This is a genomic window from Microcoleus sp. S13_C5, from assembly GCF_036700845.1.
In the GTDB taxonomy this organism is placed as follows: Bacteria; Cyanobacteriota; Cyanobacteriia; order Cyanobacteriales; family Microcoleaceae; genus Microcoleus.
Genome location: NZ_JAUBPR010000057.1, coordinates 1 through 23463, shown reverse-complemented (window position 1 = coordinate 23463; position 23463 = coordinate 1). Strand labels below are relative to the sequence as shown.

Below are 23463 nucleotides of genomic sequence, written 5' to 3'. Positions count from 1 at the left end.
ATCACTAGGTGACTCTAATTCAACCTAAAACTTTTAGGGTATTAAGAAACCTGGAAGGGCGGCCACTCTTAGCAACGCCCCTACTAAAAAAACCGGGTTTCTCGGTTTTTTTTAGTGATCTACTTACCAATCTATAAAATCATCCTCACCTAACTCAGAAGATAACTCTGGAAAATCCGGTTCCGATTCCAATCTAAAAGTTTCCGCCTCCCAAATCTCCAAGTCATTCGACAAATCGACTTCTTCCCCGTCAAACATATCAGCCAATTGCCTAGCCGTATTCGCGACATATTGAGCGTCATCACGCACCGCTATAGCCTGAGCGTTAAAGTCATTTTGAGAGTCTGTAGAGACGTTTGTGGGCGATCGCGATTCGGAAATTGCCGGCACATTAACGGCGGTATTTTCAGGCGCTGGCGGGTGTTTTTGTTCTTCTCTACCCTTCCCCAAAAAATCATCTGTAATCTCAGAAGCCGCCGAGTTCTGCACCTGTTGGCCAGCATCATCCGCAGGATTATCATTCCTGGGATTTTCGCCAACACGTCCGTTAGAAGTGGGCAAATCCTTGGCGCGGCAACTATTAGTTTCAGCGGGATTTGTCAAGCCCACTTTTACTGTTACTCGACGGTTAAAAATTTGCACAAAAGCTTCTTCAATATTAGCTACTTTGTCTTTAACCATATTGAGCAACGGCTGCGAACTAATCTTAACATGAGCAGTATTATTGCTAAAAATTACTAGCTGTCCATGTTGGCGAAGCAGCGATTGAGTTCCATGCGGCCGCACGCGGTCAAGTACCTGTTCCCACACTCGATTTAAATCGATTTCATCGGCTGAATTAGTGGGTGAATAATTTGTTTGATTCGTTTCAGCAGTTGGTACAGGTACGGGAATCGGTGCAGGAGGTGTGCTTTCTATCCGATTAGCCACAGGCTGCGACTGAGGCGGAGGATTTTGCGAATTGGGAACTGAAGATGGTTCAATATTGGATGTCTGGCTCCCCCCCGATTGTAGGGGCGGTGCCCCCGTGCCCGCCCTGGGTTGGTGGGGGTGATTTTGTGGTGGTTGAGCAACATTTTTCGCTGGTTCGGCTGTTGCTTGTGCCTGAGTTCTAATTGCTGAGGGCAATAATCCCAATAGCGTTACTTCCAGCCACAAACGCGGCTGAGTGGTGTTTTTAATTTGCACTTCGTGGGTTTGCAAATGTTTCTGACCTGCCAAAATTAACTCGGCATCCCAATTGCGGGCAAAATCCCCCAGTTTTTCCCAAGTTGCAGATGTTAAAGCTACTAAATCTGACCGCTTTGGTGCAGCTTTGGCTATTAGCAAATCTCGGTAAAAGCTGGCGAGACTTTGAAGGACGATTAGCGGTTCCCGACCGCGATCCATGAGGTGGCGAGTCATGTCTATTAGTGCTGTAGCGTTATCTTTATCAATAGCTTGCAGCAAATCCATTAAATCATTTTCGGGAACCGCGCCGACTAAATCCCAAACTTTTTCGACTGTTACTTGACCGGGAAATAAGCTCAGTTGGTCGAGCAAACTTTCGGCATCTCGCAGACCTCCTTGGGCAATTTGAGCAACCATTTGTACTGCATCACTGGCAATATTGATATTTTCTAATTGGGCAATTTTGTGCAAGTGAGCAATCATTGCTTCGAGTGGGATGCGGCGAAAGTCAAATTTTTGGCACCGAGAAATAATAGTTGGTAATACTCTTTGTGGGTCGGTTGTTGCGAGGACGAATACAACGCGATCGGGCGGTTCTTCTAATGTTTTGAGTAGAGAGTTGAATGCCTGGGTGCTTAGCATATGGCAATTATGAACCAGAAGACCGTTAGCGACAAAATTGTGGTTGTCTTCTACTTCAATATCATAAACTCTCTCGACCCCAGCGACTTTTACAGATTCGACTGTCTCCAAACTTGTAATCCATTGAAGGGATTGAATACTTTTTAAAGTCTGATACCCATTTTCTACTGGTTTCAGCACCCATGTGTATGTAGTCGTAAGTTTTACAGGTGTTAGACCTTGTGTAAAATTTAGTTGTTGTTGGGTATCCCAAACCTGTAAGCCAATTGGCAAGAAGTTGATTTTCTGCCCTAGAATATCCTTCTGTATGAATTTGGATGCTTGGACTTCCTTCTGGGGAAATGCTGAGTGAGCCATCATCCATGTACCACCAAGCAAGTCCTTCTGGAGTGACGCGATCGAGCCAATCCATTGTGACGTATTTTCCGTTTCCGTTGGGTTTAACAGCGTCAAAGACATCTCTAAGTTGGGGATGGCAGACTGTGTTGCAACAGACTGATATATTTCCGTATCCTCGGTTAGGTGTAACTCGTAACTTTGGTCGCAGTGTCGAAAGGCAAGAAGCTTTGTATTCCAACCATTCCCGCTGCTTTTCTCCGTGTGTCCAGCCCAATCTTGGAAATCGGCTATATTTATTTGGGTAGGTGATAAAACCGTCTCCAAGCAATGTTCCGTAGATGAGTCCGAGTGTTTCTGGTTGCAAAACTTCGGCATTTGCCAAGAACTTTTCCGTTCTTGCATCCCAAAGTCCATGTCCTTTTTTATACGGATGTCGCTGCCAATGAGACTGAATGCTCTTAATCCCTTTGCCTTTTTTTTGTAAAAAGTCTGGTATTTCGAGTTGTTCTCCACAGCCACACGCACAGAGAGGTTGGATGGCTTGAGCCTGTTCGAGAATAGAGGCAAAGTCGTAGGATTTTTGTCCGTAGGTATTCCCGTAAAATTGATGTCCTCTGGCAAATCTCCGCAAGCGTCCATCTGTTCCAATTTTGTGAATGACGGTGCCGCACCCACATTCACAGGGGATAGTATCTTCACTCCTTCTTTTACGTCTTTTGCTCGTATCCATCCCTGTTCTGTCCTGATTGGATGATTGCCAGTACATCTGATTTCTCGGTTGGCGGTTTTAATCACCAGTGTTTGTTTTTCCCCTCTGTCTAACCACCTCAAAACTTTTTTAAATTCCCAAACTTCTGAAGTTTCGTTATAGCTGAGAACTTGTTTTCCTTTGATGTTAGGATTGTCGATCCGCATCAGACCTTCGCTAGTTTTTACCTGAGAATCACCGATCAAACACTCGTCTATTACATAGACTTTATAGCGGCATTGTACGGGGGCAAATTGAGCTCGTTCGATCAAATCCCGAATGTTATCTACTCCGGTGTTGCTGGCGGCGTCAATTTCGATGACATCTAGTGTTGAACCTCGGGCAATTTCTTGGCAAACGTTGCATTTGCCGCAGGGTGTCGGGGTGGGGGAAACCGTAGAAATACAGTTGAGGGATTTGGCGAAAATTCTGGCACTAGAGGTTTTACCTGTGCCTCTGGGGCCTGTGAATAGATATGCTGGTGCTATGCGCTCTTGCAGGATGGCGCTGGTGAGGGTTTGGGCGATCGCCTCTTGACCGACTAATTCGGCAAATGTCTGAGGGCGATATTTGTGGTGCAGGGGTTCGTAAGTCACGATCGAATATTGGTGGTATTAGCTGTAATCTTAGCTAAGGAGACGTTGTTCGATCGCAAAGAGAGCTCGACTTTCATAGCAAGCCGCCCGGTCGTCGGCTGGCAAGGCGGGAGTGAGCCAACAGTAGGAATTAGCACCCTCCTAACGTCCGCCCCTCGATCATCCGGGCGATCGGCTGTTCTCCTTGATGTTTTCCGCTGCTCGCTCCCAGAGTTACTATTAATTTATGTGTATTTCTTTTTATTTTCCGAGAAACGGATACCGCCGAACAAACATTTTTTTTAGCTGTATAGGTATAATATATTACAGACAATTCACCATTTCTATTGGCCAGTACCAGCGGGCGATTTTCCGATATTTCGGAAACCTGCTTGCAGTTAAAGATAAAGTATTAATTAGAGGGTGCGTGCTCCAGTTGCAGAAATCCAGTTGTACCAAGATGATGGTGGAATGATGTCAATGTTGGTTGATCCAGTTGCACTACCAGCTCTACTCTGGAGTCCTGTATAAATATAGCGTCAAATTTTACCCTTTAAAAGCCCATGTCAACCCAAATAATCCTTGTAGAACCAAGGTTGGCAGTAGCCCCTCCCAAACCTAAAAAGGCTAAACCCGGAGATCCGTCCTCAGACCAACTCTTAATGGGAGGGTCGGGATTACTGTTGTTATTGCTTATCGGTTTAGCGGTGTTTACCAAGCTAAAACTCGACGATTTGAGTAAAAAGCTGAAATTTGAGGAGTTTAGAAATCGAGAACTCCAGAAAAAATACAAAATGGCTCTGGAAACCATGTTAAAGATGGAAAAGAATCCCGACCTTATCCACTCGCGAGACTTTAATTTAGATTACCTGAGAATGCGAATGGCGGAAGAAGTATTTCACTTTGCCATTGTGAACCAGATTAAGGTAAAAGTCAAAGAGAAAATTAGTATTGCCCTGCGTCCGACTCAGGGGGCAGTGGGAGATAAAAATGGCAATGCGGGCAGCGGCAGGCAAGTGGATTCGATGTTTGATATCGAATACGAAACTGGCGATCCGGCGGTAAAAATAGAAAAACGTGTGCTGTTTCGGATTCAAATTAAGCTGATGAAACTGCCGACTCAGGCAACATCGGCGACAATTAATCAAATTATTGACTGTTTGGAAACTTATCTGAGTCCTTCAGACGACCACGACAGTTGGCAGCCGACAATTCAAGGTCGCATAGTTCATATTGAGTGGGATCAAAAAGCCAAGCCGACGCCGATGTTGGTGCTGGAACAGTCGAATGAAGGGGTGAATGTTACCTTTAGGACTACGAGAACGCCTGCTGGTAGACCTACAAATGTCAATGATAGCCAGTTGGTAGGAGCTAAGGGTCAAAAAAGTGGCAAAAGTAGTTCTAAAACGCCAGCCAAAGGTGGAACGAAAAGTCCGGCCAAGGTAGGAGGAAAGCGTCCCGGTTCTCGGAAATAAGTTGAGGTGGATTAATATTATTTTCCCGAAAGAACGCCTGTGGCAGCCGCTGTTGATGTATCTTGTGCGAGGTAGCCGTCTTCCATGTGAATAATGCGATCGGCTATGTCTAAAATGCGGTTGTCGTGGGTAACAAGCAAAATAGTGCAGTGCTGTTCTTTGGCCAAACCTCGCATAATTTCTACCACATCTCGACCTGATTTACTGTCTAGGGCTGCTGTGGGTTCGTCTGCTAATACTAATTTCGGCTGGCTGACTAATGCGCGGGCGATCGCAACTCTTTGTTTCTGTCCGCCAGAAAGACTGTCCGGGTAATAATCTATTCTTTCTCCCAAGCCTACAGCTTGCAGCATTTGCTCTATTTTATCATTAGTTTCTTGGGGAGAAAGATGACTGTGCAGTTCTAAAGACATTTGCACATTTTGCCTAGCTGTCAAGCATTTGAGCAAATTGTGAGCTTGGAAAATATAGCCGATGTCGCGGCGGATTTTAACTAATTTATTTTTCCCAGTTCCCCGCAATTCTTGGTCGAGAATTTTCAGACTACCTTCTTGGATCGATCGCAAAGCTCCAATCAAGGTTAACAATGTTGTTTTACCAGACCCCGAAGGCCCTGTCATCAGCACGATTTCGCCCGGATAAATGTCTAGGTTGATATCAAATAAGGTCTGTTTGCGAAGTTGTCCTTCGCCGAAGGAATGATTGAGATTTTTAATTGAGACAACTGGTAAAGTATTCATTGGTGATTTGTAGCTGTTAATTCGTAATTGGTAATTCCTTCTTCCTTCTTCCTGACATCCGTTACATCCGTTACATCCGTTACATCCGTTACAGAATCCGTTGCCGAACTTCGTTCTTCCTTCGTTAAAAAATATCCGCCGGGTCAGCCGCCTGCAACTTCCTAACTGCGATCGCCCCGGACACAGAACACATGACAACTGTCATAATAAAAACAGTCATAGCTTTCGCCAAAGTCATATACATCGGCAAACTCGTAGCACTTCTCCCTAAATTGTACAGCACCAAAGAAACTCCAAACCCTGGCAAATAGCCAAGAATTGCCAAAATCAAAGCCTCTTGAAACACCACACCCAAAAAGTAAATATCCTTATATCCCATCGCCTTGAGCGTAGCGTATTCGGGTAAATGATCGGTAACATCAGTATAAAGAATTTGATAAACAATCACAATCCCAACGATAAATCCCATTGCCGCGCCGAGAGTGAAAACAAATCCGATTGATGTACTTTCCTGCCAATATTTTTTTTCAAAATCTACAAACTCTTCTTTAGTAGAAATTCTCACATCGTTCGGCAAAGTTGCCCTCATTTTATCAACAACAGCCTTAACATCTGTTCCCGGCTGCAAGTGAACAATACCTATATCGATTAAACCTCTTGTTCTCCGCGTCGAAAAAATCCGCATAAAGTTCAAATCGCTGGTGACAAGATTTCCGTCGGCACCGAAAGAGGCCCCTATAGTAAATAAACCATCTACCCTAACGCGGCGATTGTCAACTTCAGTTTCAACAACTTTTCCCTGCTTGAAATATTCCACTACCGGCCCAAACTCCGGGCGGGAAGCTTGGTCAAATAAAACCACATCCGAAATTTTGATTTTGTCCAAATTATTTTGGATTTCAGGCATATCAAAGATGGGATGAGCGGGGTCAAAACCGATTACCATCAATTGCCGAGTATTTCGCTGGTTGGGGTCGGGGTTTTTCCACAATCCAAAGCCTAAATATACGGGACTAATTGATCTAACGCCGTCAAAACTCAAAGCTTGATACAAGCGACGCTGGGGAAAACTTTTCATGGCTATTAAAGCCGTAGACTGGGTGCTGGTGATAAAAATATCCCCTTTTAACTTCGAGTGAAAGGTGATGGAGCTTTCAAATAGCGCGTCTCTAAATCCGAACTGCATAAACATTAGCAAGTCGGCAAATCCAATGCCGGCTAGCGCAATTACTAAACGCATTTTTTCGCGGGTTAACTGTGCCCAAGCTAGCGGTATTTTTGCCATACAATGAAGGAAGAAGGAAGAGGGAAGAAGGAAGGAGGAAGGAGGAAGAAAGAAAAGGGAATAAGGAAGGAGGAAGAGGGAAGAACGAGTAATGAGTAACAATATCGAGCGCTCCTCTGACCAATTACAAATTACAAATTACCCATTTTAAATGTCTATTTTTACTTCAACCTGCAAGTTTGTCAGGGTTGCAACTTTTTTGCTCGATTCCGGATCGAGGCGAATTCTAACTTCGATAACTCTCGCGTCAGTGTCGGCGGCGGGGTCTGTATTAAGGACATCTTTTTTGCTGATTTGTTTGCCGATGCGAGCGACTGTTCCTTCCAAAGTGCCTGCAAAAACCGGGCTGCTGACTGTTGCGCGCTGGCCGTTTCGCACTTTGGCGATGTCAGTTTCGTAAACTTCTGCTATGGCGTACATTTGATCGGTGCCGCCTAGTTCTACGATGCCGTCTTGAGTGTTGACACGTTCTCCTTGTCGGCTGTGAACTTTTAGGATGTAGCCGGATACGGGTGCTTTGACGTAACTTAAGTTTAAGTCTACTTGAGCTTTTTGTTTGGTGGCGATCGCACTTTCTACGGCGGCTTGGGCGGCTTGCACGTCTTCGGGACGGACTTCGGCAATTTGGTCTAGATTTGCTTTGGCTTGATTGATTTGTTCTTCGCCGGTTTCTGCTTTTTGTTTGAGTATTGCTTCGGCTTGATTAATTTGTTCTCGTCCTGTTTCTATCTTTTGATTTAAGGTTGCTCTGGCTTGGTTAATTTCCTGCCTACCTGTTTCTAACTTGCGTCTGAGATTGGCTCGGGATTGATTGATTTCTTGCTTGCCTGTTTCTACTGTTTGTTTGATTGTTGCTTTCGTTTCGACTATTTGCTCTTGCAGTGTTTGCACAGTTTTTTCTAATACAGCTTGCGCTTCTTTGACTTTGTGGCGAGCCGTCTCTACTGCTAAGCGTTTGGTGTCGTATGCCGAAGCAGAAATTGCGCCTGTTTCGGAGAGTTCTTTGTTGCGTTGTTCCTCGGCTTCGGCGTTTTTCAATTCGGCTTTTAGCCGATCGACTGTAGCGTTTTGAGAGGCAATTTCCCCACGCAATTGAGCTTCTAGCCTAGCCAATTTGGACTGCTGCACCTCTGTTTCTCTTTCTAGTTGTGCCACCAATTTGGCAAGATTAGCTTGTTCGGCTTCGGTTTCTCTTTGCAGTTGTGCTTCAAACTTGGCGACGTTAGCTTGTTCGGCTTCGGTTTCTCTTCGGAGTTGAGCTTCTAAGCGGGCGACATTGGCTGCTTCGGCTTCGGTTTCCCTTTGCACTTGTGCTTCAAACTTGGCAACTTCTGCTTTTTGAGCGCCCACAACGCCTGTTTTTGCGCCTGCTTGAATTTTCGCTAAATCTGCTTGTTTGACTTTGACTTCTTTGTCGGCTTGTTGGAGGATTGCTTGGAGTCGATCGCGCGTATCGAGAACTGCTATGATTTGTCCTTGACTGACTCGATCGCCCTCTTCCACCTGCAACTGTTCAATTCTTGCTCCCTCCGACGCAGAAGGGGCGGACAATTTGATAACTTCCCCCTGGGGAGTCAACCTACCCAAAGCGGTAACGCTGGTGCGGGTGGAGGCGGGAGTTGCAGCAGCCGTTGCAGCCGCTGCCTTTAACTCTTCGGCTTTCCTAATTTGAGATACTTGCCAAAAACCGACTCCTGTGGTTATGAGAGTGGCCGCGATCGCTAAACCGATGATTCCTCGCCCTGGGGGTTTTAAAAATGATTTATCCTTGACCCGTGATTCCTTTCCCATTACTTATAAAGTAGGTGATTTCCTAATTAAGTTTTGCCCACCTACTATTAAGTATTGTAAACCAAATTCAGCTATTTAGGAATATCAAAAAGCACCTCGGTCATGTAATGTTCGGCCCAATCTTGACCGAAAGCTTTTTCGAGTACGCGACGGGTTTTGTCGTTTTGCTGCTGCTGGGTGCAGTAGTAAATTTGAGCGTCGAGAATTTCCGATGCTTCGGCGGCAGAGACTGGTTCGGAAGCGACTGCCTGTTTGCAGTGAATTTCAACGTAGGATTCAACAATATCCAAAAACCGACTGTTTTCTTCGATCGACTCTGGCCGCACAAACAGACAAAATTCTGAGAAAATATCCCCCCATTCGGGAATTTGGCGGGGACAAGAAAATTGCTTGATTGGCAAAATTTCCAGTTGGGTTCGGTAGGTTTCCGACAAAGTTCGATCGGGATTGAGGGGAGAAAGGTCTGCGATCGCGGCGCTAACTTGGCCTTTGCCTGCTACGATATCCGTACCGAACATCGGCAAAGCATAATTCGGTCTGGGAAACATCACGCAGTGCAGAATGTCAAGCAAGGGCCCGACTTTAGCGAGTTCGAGGTGTATTTTGCGGAACTGGGGCGTTTGATAGCAGCGGTTTTCAATGATCAGTTTTTCTCCTTCCAAGCGGCCTTCTACGTATCCCAACTCAGCGGGCAGGTGGTAGGGTTCGAGGTCGAGATAGCGGTGCCATACTGCTTCCATTCGGTCTGCTAAATCGCGGATGAGATGGTGCTGTTGGTCGCGCAGAGAAGGCTGGGATGTTTCTAACATTCTTATTTATCGGGGGATAGCTTAATAAAACTTGATTCTACTGTTGCAAGATGCAGGAAAAAAGGTAGATACTTTAACAATATCAGTAGATTGACTTACGATCGAGCAAGTTTTACAGGAGATATTGTATGTTTGGTCTGGGATTGCCCGAAATGGGCATTATTGCGGTGGTTGCCATACTAATTTTCGGCCCCAAGAAGATTCCTGAGTTAGGAAATGCTTTGGGCAAAACGCTGCGGAGTTTTAAGGAAGGGGTTGGTCAATCTGAGGATGAAGCTGTTGAAAAGGATAAAGAGGAAGAGGGCCAGCCGAAAGTGTAAATTAGGTTTGTAGTGAGGATTTTAGTCTTCCTTTTTAAGGGTTCAAGCCCTCACTAAGAACCTATTCGGGAAATTTGCCTTCTCTAACTTCCAGGGAATAATCTTTCACAGCTTGGGTAATTGTTTCTCGCAAATTGGCGTAAGCTTTCGCAAAAGGCGGCTGTTTTTCGGAAAGTCCCAACAAATCGGAAGTAACTAAAACTTGGCCGTCGCAGTGCGGCCCCGCGCCGATACCAATGGTGGGAATAGTTAGTTTTTGGGTAATTTGAGCGGCTAAGTCTGCGGGGATGTGTTCTAAGACGATCGCAAAGGCACCGGCTTCTTGAAGGGCGATCGACTCTGCTAGGATGCGATCGGCTGCTTGGGCCGTTTTTCCTTGTTTTTTGTAGCCGAGTTGGTGTACCGACTGCGGAGTTAAACCGACGTGCCCCATCACCGGAATTCCGGCGGATGTTAGCTGCGAAACTGTGGCGGCCATTGCTGGATATCCACCTTCTAATTTTACAGCTTGAGCGCCTGTTTCTTTCAAAGCTCTCCCGGCAGAGTGCATGGCTTGCTGGGGACTTTCTTGGTAAGTCAAAAACGGCAAATCGACAACAATTAATCCTTGTTTAACTCCACGGCGCACTGCTTTAGCGTGGTGCAGCATTTCATCGAGGGTTATGGGTAGGGTTGTGTCGTAGCCTAAGACTGTCATGGCGAGGGAATCGCCAACTAGGATGATATCTACGCCTGCTTGATCGATGAGTTGGGCGATCGCATAATCATAAGCTGTCAGCGCAACAATTGACCGCCCTTGTTGTTTCCACTGAATTAATTGATGAGTAGTGACTGACATTTTAGTGCAAAAATATAATATTCTCTCCTGCTATTACTTATAATACCAAATATAACAAATTATATACAATCCATATTGTAGGGTGCATGAGGCGCGGCGATTAAGAATTGTCACAAAAAATTGAGCAAATTAATTCCGCGCCTCACGCACCATAAAAAACTCAATGCACGCCTGCAATGATGCGCCTCAGCACTAGGTATAAGCTGCGAGCGAGCGACTAAATAATCAACAATTTAGGCGGCATATTGTACACTTTAACAAAATTTGTAACTGAGATAGATATTTTTATTTATTCCTGAAGTTCGGCTAATAACTGTTCCCCGAAAGGATGTTTTTGCAATTGCTCAAATGTCAAATGTCCTTTACTTATTCCTTCACGCCACAGCCCAACATAATTTTTCCACACAACCTGAATGTTGGGGTGGTTTGCGGGCAACTTGCTGCGAAAAATTTCCACAGCTTGCAAATACAGCGGTTCCGCTTCCGAGTACCTGCCTTGGGATTGATAAAGTTGGGCTAAATTGTTGAGGTCAATAGCTAAACTGGGATGATCTTCAGGAAGCGATCGCCTGTCTATTTCTAATGCTTGCAAATACAGCGGTTCTGCTTCCGAGTACCTTCCTTGGTCATAATAAAGTCCGCCTAAATTGTTGAGGTGATTGGCTAAATCCGGATGGTCTTCGGGGAGCGAGCGCCTGTCTATTTCTACTGCTTGTAAATACAGCGGTTCTGCTTCCGAGTACCTTCCTTGGGATTTATAAAGTAAAGCTAAATTGTTGAGGTAAATGGCTAAATCCGGATGGTCTTCGGGGAGCGAGCGCCTGTCTATTTCCACAGCTTGCAAATACAGCGGTTCCGCTTCCGAGTACCTTCCTTGGTCACGATAAAGTTCTGCTAAATTGTTGAGGTGAATGGCTAAACTTGGATGGTCTTCAGGAAGCGAGCGCCTGTCTATTTCCACAACTTGCAAATACAGCGGTTCCGCTTCCGAGTACCTTCCTTGGGATTGATAAAGTTGGGCTAAATTGTTGAGGTGAGTAGCTAAATTGGGATGGTCTTCAGGAAGCGAGCGCCTGTCTATTTCCACAGCTTGCAAATACAGCGGTTCCGCTTCCGAGTACCTTCCTTGGGATTTATAAAGTCCGGCGAGGTAACTTAAACTACTTGATAATTCCAGTTCCATATCTAACTCTTGTTGAAGGGCGATCGCCTTTTGAAAATAATCGATCGCCAATTCATACTCATCCTGAAAATTTTCGCACTCTCCCGACTTTATCCTTCTGTAATAAATCTTCCCCATACTCGCATAAAGACTTGCCAAACTGGGGTCTTGGAGTCCTTTTTTCTGTTCGGTTCGCGCGATTAAATCCTGCAAATCTTCCAGCGGAATCAAACTCGGCGGTTCGCGATCGTCCTCTGCAACTAGGGATCGAAACGGTTCAAATTCTGTTTTGGGAACAGCCGGAGTTTTTTTCGTATCAAAGCGAAACACACCTTTCCGCCAACCCCAAAAATCAGGAGATTCATCGATAATCAGAATTTCAATTTGTCGCGTCACCCACAACACAATCGAAAACGGAAACTCCCGCAATGCTTCCCGCGTCCATTGCAAATAACCAAAAAACACTTGTTGTTCCGATCGACTTTCGCCAAATTGTTTAAAAAACCGCAGTTTCTCCACACCCGTCACGGTGATCACGGCTTTTCCCCCCTGCTGCAAATATGCTTCTTGTTCGACTAAATTGGCGATCGCCGATCGCAAACTCGGTTCACCCCTCGCCAATTCTACGCGATAGCGGCGGATATCCGGTTCGAGTTGTGCTTCATAATCCGAAATTAGGCGATCGCGACAGTCGCTATCATCGCAAACTGCGATTAGCAAGTTGAGAATATCTTTACCCGCTTCAATTGACACGAGTAAATCTTCATAATTATCTTGGTTTTGACTGTTGAGATTCGACATAATTAATTGTCATTGATATCGAAGTCTCGACCCCCCTAAATCCCCCTTATTAAGGGGGACTTTGAGAACACTCTTGTCCCCCCCTTATTAAGGGGGGTTAGGGGGGATCGACTTTGGACTCAGACATTACCTTAGTCCCCCTTTGCTGGGACTTCGTTTGACAAGAAGCGGTTTCAACCGCCCTTTCAACCGCCGACTATAAAAGAAATTATTCACGCGGAAAATCATCTCGCTGCTTTAACAATTCTAGCACGATAGGGTGAATGTCGTACCACAAAACAGCATTGCGATATTCCAAAACATACAATCCATGCAGCAAATCCAAAAACCCTTGTGCTTTCGGGTCAGCAGGTTTAAAATCTCTGTAAGTTGCCATCAACATCTCATAATCCGTTGTTCCTAAACGGGTATCAAAATCGATCCGCAATTTATTAATCGCTTCCTCAAACACCTCGGCATTAATTGTAATCGCAGCTTCTGGATTCCGTCGCACCAACCGCAAACAAATGCGGCAGCATTCGTTAGCAATTCTAATCAATTCTCGCAATACTCCACCGCTGTATGCGACAACGCGATCGAGTGTTTCCGGTTCGATCAATTCGCTTCCCAACCGTTTAGCTAAAATTTCTTTCAATCTCGCCGCCGGTTCCGCCATTGCAACAGCATCAGCATTCCGGCTTTCCCCGCGTTTAAACAGCTTTGTGACTGGCATGAACACGATTTGATCGTTAGTTTCCGTTTCCACGGTAGCGGCCAAAGAGACATCTCGCAGCGCCGAAATAGGAGTTGTTAAAATCATCCTAAAATTCGGCAGAAACAGCGCTTTGATATGTTCTTGATAAACTTGGCGAACGACACCTAAATCCAACTTGTCCAGGTCATCAATCACTACAATTACGTCTTTTTTCGCGCCTTCTCGAACTACGGCAGCAATCTCGTTAATTGTCGCCACCAAATCAGAAACTTTGCGAATAAATTCTTGTTTTATTTCTTCACGAATCGTTGCATCAGCTTTTAACTTGCCTGTAATCATCTTAAACAAGTTAAAACCGACCGATCCGCTGGCGCCCAATTCGTCAATTTTTGTTTTAGTTTTAGTGGCAAACCAGTTATAAAATGATTCTTTAATTGATTGTTTGATGGGAATTTCCTGTTTTTCTGCTGCGTCCATCAACTGAACTGCGATCGCAAACAAAATATTAATATGATTAACATCCGACATTTCTATCAAGTCGGAAATCGAGAAAAAGACGGTAAAATAGCGATCGTCCATCTGGCGGCAAAACTCCGCCAACAGTGTAGATTTACCGCAGCCGCGATGCCCGCTAAAAATAATTTTACCCCTACCGGAAGGGTCATCTTCGACTAATTGCTCTAATTGTTCGAGGACTTCCGTCCCGTATTCTACTCGGAAGTTCTCGACTTCTTTCGGAGTTATCAGCGGCGATAACTCCATATTTGCATAGGCTGTCCGAAAGGATTCTAATAATATTTTTGACATGGCACTCTGAGGCTATTATTTAATGTTCTTCATGATTATAAGCTGTCTAGCCTCTAAATTGTAGATTGTTTGGCGACCTCTCCGGCCCGCCCCACAATAGTTTTCAAAGCCGGAGAGCGCGCCTAGATCCCCTTAACAAGGGGGGGATAAGATTACCAAAAGTGAATATTTTTAATGGAGATTTAGGGGGATATGAATCTGAGGTGAAATGTTTAATGTTTAATTAATTCTTACTTCCAACCCAACCACCGCAACAAAGGCACAACTAAATAATGACTGACTCCCAAACAAAGCCCGATCGCACTTCCCAACAAACCAAAGAACACAATTGAACCCCAAACTTGCAGCCAGCCGAAGGTAACGTTAGACAGTGACAAAATCCCAAAGAAACTCCCCGGAAAAATGTTCCAAGCATTCAGCAACAGAAACATTCCCGTAGAGAAAACAGCCACAACCAAAGCGTGAACTAATTGATGGCTCCGCAAACCCATTCCCACAGTCAAAGAGGCGATCGCAAAAGCTCCCAAAATAACCCCCTGCACACCGCTAGAAGCTGTTGCTTCCATCCAGCACAAACCCGCCAACAAATAACCCTGAGCTCCCATCAATCCAGACAGCCAATACTGTTTTTGCTGGCGAAAACTCCCCGCATCCGTCAAACCGATCGCAGTTCCGAACCCAGCCAACCCAAAAAGCAGCACTTCCGGCCCGACAGCGAAAGTCATGTTAGGAATTAATTGGTGCAAACCTTCATTCAGAAAACTGGCAATTTCCGGGCCAATAGGCGAAGCATAGCCCAAAACCAAACCGCCGATGGCCCCCACACTTCCACCAACGCCACCCAGCACCATTTCCCAGCCGGTATCCAGAGAAGCTACCACGATTTGGGCGATCGCGCCGAACAGCACAACCATCAAACTTCCCGTTTTTTGCGCCCCCGCCACCACTACTTGCCGACAGAATTCTACAATAGCTTGACCCATTGGGGCGATCGCGATTTTGCCCTTACTCCTAGCATAAATCTCCTGCAAACGCGCCCGAACATCCCCAGCCGTCGCCGGACGTTCCCGCACATTCGATCGCACCATATCATCCAACAAATTCGCCAAAGGCGGACTCACAGATACAATGTGGCGCCACCGCAACTCCCCCGTCATCGGATCTTCAATTTCCGCCGGATACTTCCCCGTCAGCAAGTGAATACAAGTCCGCCCCAGCGCATAAAAATCCGTCGCCGGCACCACACCGCCGCCCACAATTTGTTCCGGGGGACTGTACCCAGGCGAAATCAACCGCGTCGAACTCGGAGAATTTTTCCCCATCGGTTCGACACCGCCCATCTGTTTAACTCCCCCAAAGTCGATCGTCACCAATTGCAGTCCGCCCAAACCCTTGCTAAGCAAAACTTGGGGCGATGCCGGGTCTCGCAGCATCAAATTTGAGGGTTTAATGTCCCGGTGAATAATCTGACACCTGTGCAACTCCTCTAAAATTTCCACAGCTTGACTCAGCCAACTAAACACCCATTCCTGCGGACATCCTTGAGGGTGCTCGTCGAGAACCTCTTCTAAAGTTTTGCCGTGAATCTTTTCCATTACCAAACAAGGCAGTCGCTTCGCCGCAGGATTTCCATCCCCGCCTGCGAAATTTTGCGTTTGGACGTGAAAATAACCGTCAGGATCGACTCTAGGGACGCCAGGGTGCCGCAAAAGTGCCAAAACCCAAGCTTCTTGCTCGAACAGTTTCAGCGCTTTCGGGGCCGTTTCGAGCAACACTTTCAGGACGCGCTCGGTTTCAGTTTCTGTGTCCCAAACTGTGAAAATCGCTGCAAAACCCCCGGAACCGAGGCTTTGTAGAGGCACGTAGCGATTTTTCAGCCGCAGGGGAGCCCCGCAACTATGACAAAAATTATTGCCCCAAGTCTGAGGATAGGGCCTTGGGCAATCTGGATTGATGCAGTGAACGGCTTTTGAAGGGGGGTGAGGCACAACCAGAGTAAGAATGGGGCTAAATATCCATACTAGACTTACGCGCAGTTAACGCAGAAACCAGGTTTTCAGCGAGGTTAAATTGCTGTAACGACGGATTTGGTTTGAGAAACGAGCTTGCTCTTGCTGCACAAGCCCTGTCCATATTATGTGGTATCCTGTGGATTTTTGAGTTAGCGGTCTCAGATTTACGGGATTTTAGATTTGGGATTTTAGATTGTTACATACTGAATGGCTGTTGAGATCGATCGGGCGATCGATCTCAACTCCCAACCACAACTTTAGGTATTTCTAACTAATTCCCCCGGCCCCATTACCAATTACCAATTCTGATTTTTAAGTATTAAATTCTTTACATAAACCGTATTGATCCGCTGTTCGGCTCGCTGCACAATATATTTCGATCGCTCAAAATTCCCGCCCCGCTCTGCGATCCCCAGCCTTTCCTCCTGCATCCTTCGCCGCTGGCATTTCATAAGATATGTTACAAATATTTTCGGAATGTAAAGCAAAATAAACAATACTTATGATGATTAAAAGAATATTAAAATTGGAGAGTGACACTTTGTTGATATATTTTTAACAGCCTGCGATCGGGCAAAAAAATTAAGCGAATACTAGGAAGCGAGATATGGCTTACGCGCAAACCCAAACTCAATCAAAGGCTGGGTATAAAGCCGGAGTTCAAGACTATAAACTAACGTATTACACGCCGGACTACACGCCGAAAGATACAGATATTTTGGCTGCCTTCCGCGTCACACCGCAGCCGGGAGTTCCCCCAGAAGAAGCAGGCGCTGCTGTGGCTGCTGAATCTTCTACAGGTACATGGACGACTGTTTGGACTGACCTCCTGACCGACCTCGACCGCTACAAAGGTCGCTGCTACGACATCGAACCAGTTCCTGGTGAAGACAACCAATACATCTGCTTCATTGCCTATCCTTTGGATTTGTTTGAAGAAGGTTCCGTCACCAACTTGCTGACCTCTTTGGTCGGTAACGTGTTCGGTTTCAAAGCTCTGCGTGCTCTGCGGTTGGAAGACTTGCGGATTCCCATTGCTTACCTAAAAACCTTCCAAGGCCCTCCTCACGGTATTACCGTTGAGCGGGACAAATTGAACAAGTACGGCCGTCCTTTGCTGGGTTGTACAATTAAGCCCAAATTGGGTCTGTCTGCTAAGAACTACGGCCGTGCCGTTTACGAAGTTCTGCGCGGCGGTTTGGACTTCACCAAAGACGACGAAAACATCAACTCGCAACCGTTCATGCGCTGGCGCGATCGTTTCTTGTTCGTTCAAGAAGCTATTGAAAAAGCCCAAGCAGAAACCGGCGAAGTCAAGGGTCACTACCTCAACGTAACTGCCCCTACCTGCGAAGAAATGATGGAGCGGGCTGAGTTCGCTAAGGAAATCAAAACCCCCATCATCATGCACGACTACCTGACCGGTGGTTTCACTGCTAACACCACCTTGGCCAAATGGTGCCGTCGCAACGGTATCTTGCTGCACATTCACCGCGCTATGCACGCCGTGATTGACCGTCAGAAAAACCACGGTATCCACTTCCGCGTGCTTGCCAAGTGCTTGCGGATGTCCGGTGGCGACCACCTGCACTCCGGTACAGTTGTGGGCAAACTCGAAGGCGAAAAAGGCATCACGATGGGCTTCGTAGACTTGATGCGCGAAGACCACATCGAAGAAGACCGCAGCCGCGGTATTTACTTCACCCAAGATTGGGCCTCCATGCCCGGTGTCATGCCGGTTGCATCTGGTGGTATCCACATCTGGCACATGCCGGCTTTGGTGGAAATCTTCGGGGACGACTCCTGCTTGCAGTTCGGCGGCGGCACCTTGGGCCACCCTTGGGGCAACGCACCTGGTGCAACTGCTAACCGCGTTGCTTTGGAAGCTTGCGTCCAAGCTCGTAACGAAGGCCGCAACTTGATGCGCGAAGGCGGCGACGTAATTCGCGAAGCTTGCAAATGGTCTCCTGAACTGGCTGTTGCTTGCGAACTCTGGAAAGAAATCAAGTTTGAGTTCGAGGCAATGGATACCCTTTAAGGATTTTTGGTTTGAGATTTTAGGTTTTAGGTAGCAAACTTGCTGTGGAGTCTTTATCTTTGAAGAAGATTTACAAGTAAGTTTGCATCCAAAATCTAAAATCCAAAATCTAAAATTTGAGGGGGCTGGGGTCAAAATGGATCTCAAACAAGTTGCGAAAGACACCGCTAAGGTGCTGGCAAGTTACCTAACCTATCAATCCGTGCGGATGGTGGTAGCTCAGTTGAGCGAAACCAATCCTCCTTTGGCAATCTGGTTGAATGAGTTTTCCACTAAGGGCAAAATCCAAGATGGAGAAGCTTATATTCAAGAGTTGCTTTTGGAAAATCAAGATTTAGGCTTTCGGATCATGACTGTGCGAGAGTATCTGGCTCACGATGTGACAGAATATTTGCCAGAAATGGTTTGTACTGGCATTCAACAGGCGAATATGGAACACAGACGCCAGCATTTAGAGCGAACTACGCAACTTAATTGGTCTGTTTCTAGCAGTAATCCTGAAACATCAATAGATTCTGAACCGAATCTGGATAATTTGTCGAGTTAATCGATCGACAAGTGCGATCGAACACACACCTTAGAGATACAAAAATGAAGACTTTACCTAAAGAGCGTCGTTACGAAACTCTGTCCTATTTGCCCCCGCTGACAGACGCGCAAATTGCCAAGCAACTCCAGTACATCTTGGATCAAGGCTACATTCCCGGCGTAGAATTCAACGAAACCTCTGCCGCTGAAATGCGCTACTGGACTCTGTGGAAGTTGCCTTTGTTTGGTGCTCGCAGCGTCCAAGAAATCATGGCTGAAGTTCAAGCTTGCCGTCAAGAAAATCCTAGCTGCTACATCCGCGTCATGGGTTTTGACAACGTGAAGCAATGCCAAGTGCTCAGCTTCATCGTCCACAAGCCTAACACCAGAGGCTACTAAAAAGTATTGGCTGGCTAATCTAACTTTTAGGTTAACAGTCATTGCAGATTTGAGGCGGGGAATTTTCTCTGCCTCTTTTTTTATAGTTTGCAAATAGCTTTTAACACTTGCAGCAACAAAATTGAAGAGTCGGACTCCATCAGGTTTAGCAAAGGCATTAGCTGATAAGTTGGAGTATTGCCCCCCTGAATATTGACGAACTGATAGTGCATTCCGTTTGTTGTCAATCCCCAGATTGTGTCTTGATACTTTAAATTTTGATAAGCATAGGTTAGCAATTGGGATAAACCCATCAATGCGTTGATTCCAGAATTTTTACTTTCAATCACCAAAACCCAAAAATATGTATCGCTTCTGATGGGTTTTATCCTGTTGACAGCCAAGATATCAAACCGTCCTTTAACGATTGTATCTTCATCTTCAATGCTAATTTCGGCGATGTCTTGTTCTAAACTAATTTTAATCGGGCGGCGGTAGAACCCAGCCAATCGCATTAGGGGAAAGGTAGTCAGAGCTTTTACCAGTCCTTCAGAAACTCGATCAGTTGAAATGTAGTCATCGAAGTCCTCCCTAATTTGTATAAGTTCCTGCTGTTCGTGTTCTGTGATATCTTCAAGGGATAACAGAGAGGTAAATGAGATCGTGTACTGCTTTTGAAAGCCGAACAGACGGTGTACTTCTGCTAATGTTAGGTTTTTGGCATTAATAGTTGTCGTCATATTTTAATAGTTATTTAATTTTTAGTTATAATTATAACATAGACATTGCGGTAGTCCACTTGCACCATTCTTAGGAACAGGCAAGATGCCTGTTCCACAACATATCAAGTTTCTTGTGGGGTATGCCGGAGAGCCGGCCCATATTCTTAGGAACAGGCAAGATGCCTGTTCCACGACATATTAATTTTTTTGTGGGGCGGGCATCTTGCCCGCCCATGAAAGTGACAAATGGGATAAATGCGAACCTAATTTATCCTTTCCATCACAATTCCATCAACTATTTCATAACCCCAATTAGAGTTGCGATTTGCCAACTGCTCGGCCATATCGCATTCGCCTAAATTGCAGAGTTCAACTAACTTTTGATATCCTTCATCTCTTTCTCGCTGCAACCTTTCCCGCCGCAGTTTTTCTCTCTCTTCCTCAGACGGATTTGGTCGCTCTTCTCCCAGCGGATTAATATCGCTAATTCGTTTCATATCCGCCTCATTAAAAAGGGATTGATTCGACTATTTCACCGTCAACTATTTCGTAGCCCCATTCTGGGTTGGCAGCGATTTGTTTTTCAACTATACTTCTGCCGAGAGGAGTTTGGTAAGCTTTTTGCAAAGAGGAAATACTGGGGATTTCGGCGGCGCTTGGCAGCTCTTTTTGTTCGAGTTTTGGCGGTTCAGCAATTGTTTCAGATGTGGATTGATTTAAGACCGATTGAGGCGCGATCGCCCCTAACTTCCGCATTACACTATCCTTGGTGATTTGCGGTTTTTCGTTGAAGGAAGACGGCAGATATGGTGTGTCAACGCCCTGCAGTTTAGCTTTAAGTGCATCATCAGCAAGGCGATCGCACTTTCGCAAAAATCCCTCCCACAAATCCTTGCCCAAAACCGGGTTTCTCAAGTCAGCACGTGCCTTAGATACTGCTGCTTCTAGCGGTTCGCCTTTGTGGACGTAATACTGAATTCGCTCCTCTTCAAAAGCAGGATAAGGCACTTCCGGCTCGATTTCCCAATCCCGCTTGACTTTCTGACTTTCTCCTAACGGGATTCCGGCGATAAATTCATCCCAAAAAGTCGAGGTTAAGCCTTTTGTCATGCTGTCAATAATTTTAAATGCCCATCCAGAAGGATTGCCGAATCCTAAATTATGCTCAAGAGCATATGCTTCTAAAGCTCGCTGAAAGTTGTGCAGTTGTTCTTGAGAATTCCAAGGGCCGCTAAATCGGTAATGAGGCGTGACAGCAACGGCTATTTGCTGGCGGGGTTGCCCAAAATATTTGTCGGTTTTAACTACATGATTTGGGGGTGATGTTGCGGGGATTATTTCTACAGGTCGATTGTTGCTTTCGCGGGTTGTCTGTGGTATAATTCCCGCAGGATTGGATGTCCAAAAGTTATTGAGTTTTTCCTCCAAAGCGTCAATGTCCGCCCAGAGTTCTAGGGTGTCGGTGTTGGGATTTTGTAGCTTTTCTTTCAGGAGCGATCGCACTTTGAGCTGCTTTCTCGCTAATTCCTGTTCTTCCTGATTTAAACCTGTGGCTTTTTCTATTTCTGCGCTGTTGGTTTTCACCCATTCACCGGAGTAGGAATGTTCTGCTTGCCATTGCAATAATTGGCACAGAAAAATACTGGCTGTGACTCCGCCGGTGATTTTGGCTAGTTTGGGATAGTAGATGGTGGGATTTCCGAGATTTCCTAAAAATATTCCTATTTTCATTTTTTATATTCCTAATTCCCTTGAATAGTAGGGTGCTCTTCGGCGCACCTTACCTCGACTAAACTAGCATTGAGAAACTTAAGATTTTCTTTAAACTTGTGTCTATTCCTGACTGAATGGAGTTTCTAGAGGAAAGACGGGGATCGCATATTCTATCGCATGATTGACAGGACTCAGTTAAGCGTAATAATAAATTATTTACTGTATAGATCCTCCCAAAATGAATCCAGAACGCCAAGAGGCTTATTTGAACTTAATCGAGCGAGTGCTTACCTGTCCCAACGGCCAAGAACCAGAGGTTTTGAGTTCCTGTTCTGATTTAATTGATGCGGGTTTTGTGCAAATGCTAATCCAGATATCGGCTTCAATGGCGCGCGCAGGTGACGAAGATACTGCTAATTTTTTAGTACAACTTGCTCGTTTGCTGGGGAAATCTTTGGGTTTGTCGCCGGATTTGGTGCCGGCTGGGTACAGTAGTGTACAGGGGTAGAGAAAAAGTGCGATCGCCTCGTTGTATCATGTTTTGAGAAATGAGGGCGATTCCCTACCCTTGGCGATAGCTTCGCTTCACCTAATTTTTAAATGCAGCGATGGCTTTACAGTTTATATTCGAGAGGCTCGCAAAAATCATTCACCCCAGTTTTAAATACATAAATAATCACCGAAGTCACCAAAATATCAGGGCAAATTTTTGCGGCAACTAAATCTCTAAAGGCAGCATTCAATTGTCCGTTTGTCAACTCTTCTTTAACCTCTGATTTGCAGATAGCAACGCGGCATCTTTTGGCCAATCCGTCTAACCAATTTTCCGAGATATTCGGTTCTTGTCCGGCTTGAATTGCTAGAGATATCGCAGCATCTTCGATGTTACCTTCGCAATCTTCGATGGCGTCTAGGGCTTTTAGGGCTTCGGGATATTCGGCTAATTGCGAGCGAAATTGGGCAATTTGTTGTGAGGTAATAATCACCATATTATTTTCCTGTGTTCTCTGCTGGTGGGATTAGTTTAGCAATTAAAGTTGCTATTATAGCATTTTTTGATTAAGGTGGGAATTGGGCGATCGAACTTAATTACATTTTCAACTAATATTTTGCACTTCGCAATAGTTGGGCTGGGGCTTAAGCCCTCGTATTAAAGCTTAAGTCCGGGCTATGAGGAGTGATGTTAAAATTGACAAAATGCGGCGCTAAAATAGGTTTGCAGGACTCATATTTCTAGGGAGTTAGGAAAAATGACAACCATTATTTTAAACTTAGATACTGTCGAACTAACAGACGAACAGTTTTACCGTTTATGCCAGATGAATCGAGATTGGCAATTTGAACGGACACCTAAAGGAGAAATCATTATTATGTCACCCGTAGGCGGAGTCAGCGGCAATCGAGAAGCCTATTTAATTACAGATTTGGGCTTGTGGAACCGTAAAACGCAGCTAGGGAGAGTGTTTAGTTCTTCTACAATTTTTCGCTTGCCTAATAATGGCTATCGAGCTCCAGACGCCGCTTGGGTTAGCTTAGAAAGATGGTCTGCTTTAACAGCAGAAGAACAAGAGAAATTTCCGCCAATTTGTCCTGATTTTGTCATAGAATTGCGATCGCCCCCAGACCCCCTGCGGCCGCTTCAGGAGAAAATGCAGGAGTATCTAAACAGCGGTTTACGCTTGGGTTGGTTAATTAATCCTCTAGACGAAAAAGTGGAGATTTATCGCCCTTCTCGCGAAGTAGAGATTGTACAATTTCCTGTAAGTTTATCGGGAGAAGATGTCTTGCCCGGATTTGTTCTTATAGCATTTCTTACAAAGGTGAGGTACAATAACAGCAGTGAGTAAACCAATTCCAAATATTTGCTGATGTAACT

The 23463-nt window shown here is 45.5% G+C and carries 21 protein-coding genes; 7 read left to right on the top strand and 14 right to left on the bottom strand.

The window, feature by feature from the left end:
* Positions 1-123 precede the first annotated feature (123 nt).
* Positions 124-3495, bottom strand: coding sequence for a DNA polymerase III subunit gamma/tau (gene dnaX / locus QUA04_RS16335; protein WP_333258362.1), 3372 nt, complete (start codon positions 3493-3495; stop codon positions 124-126).
* A gap of 542 nt (positions 3496-4037) precedes the next feature.
* Between dnaX and QUA04_RS16330 the strand changes: the two genes are divergently transcribed.
* Complete coding sequence (locus QUA04_RS16330) at positions 4038-4949, top strand: hypothetical protein (RefSeq protein WP_333258361.1); 912 nt, start codon at positions 4038-4040, stop codon at positions 4947-4949.
* Positions 4950-4966: 17 nt separating this feature from the next.
* On the opposite strand, the gene QUA04_RS16325 is transcribed toward QUA04_RS16330, so the two are convergent.
* The 4 genes from QUA04_RS16325 to QUA04_RS16310 all read right to left on the bottom strand — a co-directional run bounded on the left by QUA04_RS16325 (position 4967) and on the right by QUA04_RS16310 (position 9574).
* Positions 4967-5689: a DevA family ABC transporter ATP-binding protein gene (locus tag QUA04_RS16325; RefSeq protein WP_333258360.1), complete on the bottom strand. Its 723-nt coding sequence runs from the start codon at positions 5687-5689 to the stop codon at positions 4967-4969.
* A gap of 124 nt (positions 5690-5813) precedes the next feature.
* A complete protein-coding gene (gene devC / locus QUA04_RS16320) occupies positions 5814-6974 on the bottom strand; it encodes an ABC transporter permease DevC (RefSeq protein WP_333258359.1) in 1161 nt (386 codons plus the stop codon).
* Between the two features lie 147 nt (positions 6975-7121).
* Positions 7122-8765: an HlyD family efflux transporter periplasmic adaptor subunit gene (locus QUA04_RS16315; protein ID WP_333258358.1), complete on the bottom strand. Its 1644-nt coding sequence runs from the start codon at positions 8763-8765 to the stop codon at positions 7122-7124.
* Between the two features lie 71 nt (positions 8766-8836).
* A complete protein-coding gene (locus QUA04_RS16310) occupies positions 8837-9574 on the bottom strand; it encodes a phycocyanobilin:ferredoxin oxidoreductase (protein ID WP_333258357.1) in 738 nt (245 codons plus the stop codon).
* 128 nt (positions 9575-9702) lie between these two features.
* Here QUA04_RS16310 and tatA point away from each other — a divergent pair, with 128 nt between their 5' ends.
* Positions 9703-9894 (top strand): twin-arginine translocase TatA/TatE family subunit, encoded by a 192-nt coding sequence (gene tatA / locus QUA04_RS16305; RefSeq protein WP_006632937.1) that lies wholly within the window; start codon positions 9703-9705, stop codon positions 9892-9894.
* Between the two features lie 61 nt (positions 9895-9955).
* On the opposite strand, the gene panB is transcribed toward tatA, so the two are convergent.
* From panB to QUA04_RS16280, 5 genes are all read right to left on the bottom strand, one after another.
* Positions 9956-10732 carry a 3-methyl-2-oxobutanoate hydroxymethyltransferase gene (panB, locus tag QUA04_RS16300; protein WP_333258356.1) on the bottom strand — a complete coding sequence of 259 codons (777 nt, stop codon included), beginning with the start codon at positions 10730-10732 and terminating at the stop codon, positions 9956-9958.
* A 289-nt stretch (positions 10733-11021) separates the two neighbouring features.
* Positions 11022-12695, bottom strand: a complete 1674-nt coding sequence (locus QUA04_RS16295; RefSeq protein ID WP_333258355.1) for a tetratricopeptide repeat protein — start codon at positions 12693-12695, stop codon at positions 11022-11024.
* A gap of 208 nt (positions 12696-12903) precedes the next feature.
* Positions 12904-14196: an ATP-binding protein gene (locus tag QUA04_RS16290; RefSeq protein WP_333258354.1), complete on the bottom strand. Its 1293-nt coding sequence runs from the start codon at positions 14194-14196 to the stop codon at positions 12904-12906.
* A 230-nt stretch (positions 14197-14426) separates the two neighbouring features.
* Positions 14427-16184: a serine/threonine-protein kinase gene (locus QUA04_RS16285; RefSeq protein ID WP_333258353.1), complete on the bottom strand. Its 1758-nt coding sequence runs from the start codon at positions 16182-16184 to the stop codon at positions 14427-14429.
* Positions 16185-16504: 320 nt separating this feature from the next.
* Positions 16505-16660 carry a hypothetical protein gene (locus QUA04_RS16280; RefSeq protein WP_333258352.1) on the bottom strand — a complete coding sequence of 52 codons (156 nt, stop codon included), beginning with the start codon at positions 16658-16660 and terminating at the stop codon, positions 16505-16507.
* 155 nt (positions 16661-16815) lie between these two features.
* Between QUA04_RS16280 and QUA04_RS16275 the strand changes: the two genes are divergently transcribed.
* The 3 genes from QUA04_RS16275 (at position 16816) to QUA04_RS16265 (ending at position 19173) form a co-directional block, all read left to right on the top strand.
* Positions 16816-18246, top strand: a complete 1431-nt coding sequence (locus QUA04_RS16275; protein ID WP_333045238.1) for a form I ribulose bisphosphate carboxylase large subunit — start codon at positions 16816-16818, stop codon at positions 18244-18246.
* Between the two features lie 136 nt (positions 18247-18382).
* Positions 18383-18793: a RuBisCO chaperone RbcX gene (gene rcbX / locus QUA04_RS16270; RefSeq protein ID WP_333258351.1), complete on the top strand. Its 411-nt coding sequence runs from the start codon at positions 18383-18385 to the stop codon at positions 18791-18793.
* A 44-nt stretch (positions 18794-18837) separates the two neighbouring features.
* A complete protein-coding gene (locus QUA04_RS16265) occupies positions 18838-19173 on the top strand; it encodes a ribulose bisphosphate carboxylase small subunit (protein WP_190745620.1) in 336 nt (111 codons plus the stop codon).
* Between the two features lie 80 nt (positions 19174-19253).
* Here the strand turns inward: QUA04_RS16265 and QUA04_RS16260 are convergent, their stop codons facing one another.
* The 3 genes from QUA04_RS16260 to QUA04_RS16250 all read right to left on the bottom strand — a co-directional run bounded on the left by QUA04_RS16260 (position 19254) and on the right by QUA04_RS16250 (position 21605).
* Positions 19254-19892: a restriction endonuclease subunit R gene (locus tag QUA04_RS16260; RefSeq protein WP_333258350.1), complete on the bottom strand. Its 639-nt coding sequence runs from the start codon at positions 19890-19892 to the stop codon at positions 19254-19256.
* 245 nt (positions 19893-20137) lie between these two features.
* Positions 20138-20371, bottom strand: a complete 234-nt coding sequence (locus tag QUA04_RS16255) for a hypothetical protein (RefSeq protein ID WP_333258349.1) — start codon at positions 20369-20371, stop codon at positions 20138-20140.
* Positions 20372-20381: 10 nt separating this feature from the next.
* Positions 20382-21605, bottom strand: a complete 1224-nt coding sequence (locus tag QUA04_RS16250) for a hypothetical protein (protein ID WP_333258348.1) — start codon at positions 21603-21605, stop codon at positions 20382-20384.
* A gap of 220 nt (positions 21606-21825) precedes the next feature.
* Here QUA04_RS16250 and QUA04_RS16245 point away from each other — a divergent pair, with 220 nt between their 5' ends.
* Entirely contained in the window at positions 21826-22095 is a 270-nt protein-coding gene (locus QUA04_RS16245) for a hypothetical protein (protein ID WP_333258347.1), read from the top strand.
* Positions 22096-22201: 106 nt separating this feature from the next.
* Here the strand turns inward: QUA04_RS16245 and QUA04_RS16240 are convergent, their stop codons facing one another.
* Complete coding sequence (locus tag QUA04_RS16240; protein ID WP_015179219.1) at positions 22202-22576, bottom strand: hypothetical protein; 375 nt, start codon at positions 22574-22576, stop codon at positions 22202-22204.
* A gap of 261 nt (positions 22577-22837) precedes the next feature.
* Between QUA04_RS16240 and QUA04_RS16235 the strand changes: the two genes are divergently transcribed.
* A complete protein-coding gene (locus QUA04_RS16235) occupies positions 22838-23434 on the top strand; it encodes a Uma2 family endonuclease (RefSeq protein WP_333258346.1) in 597 nt (198 codons plus the stop codon).
* Positions 23435-23463 lie beyond the last annotated feature (29 nt).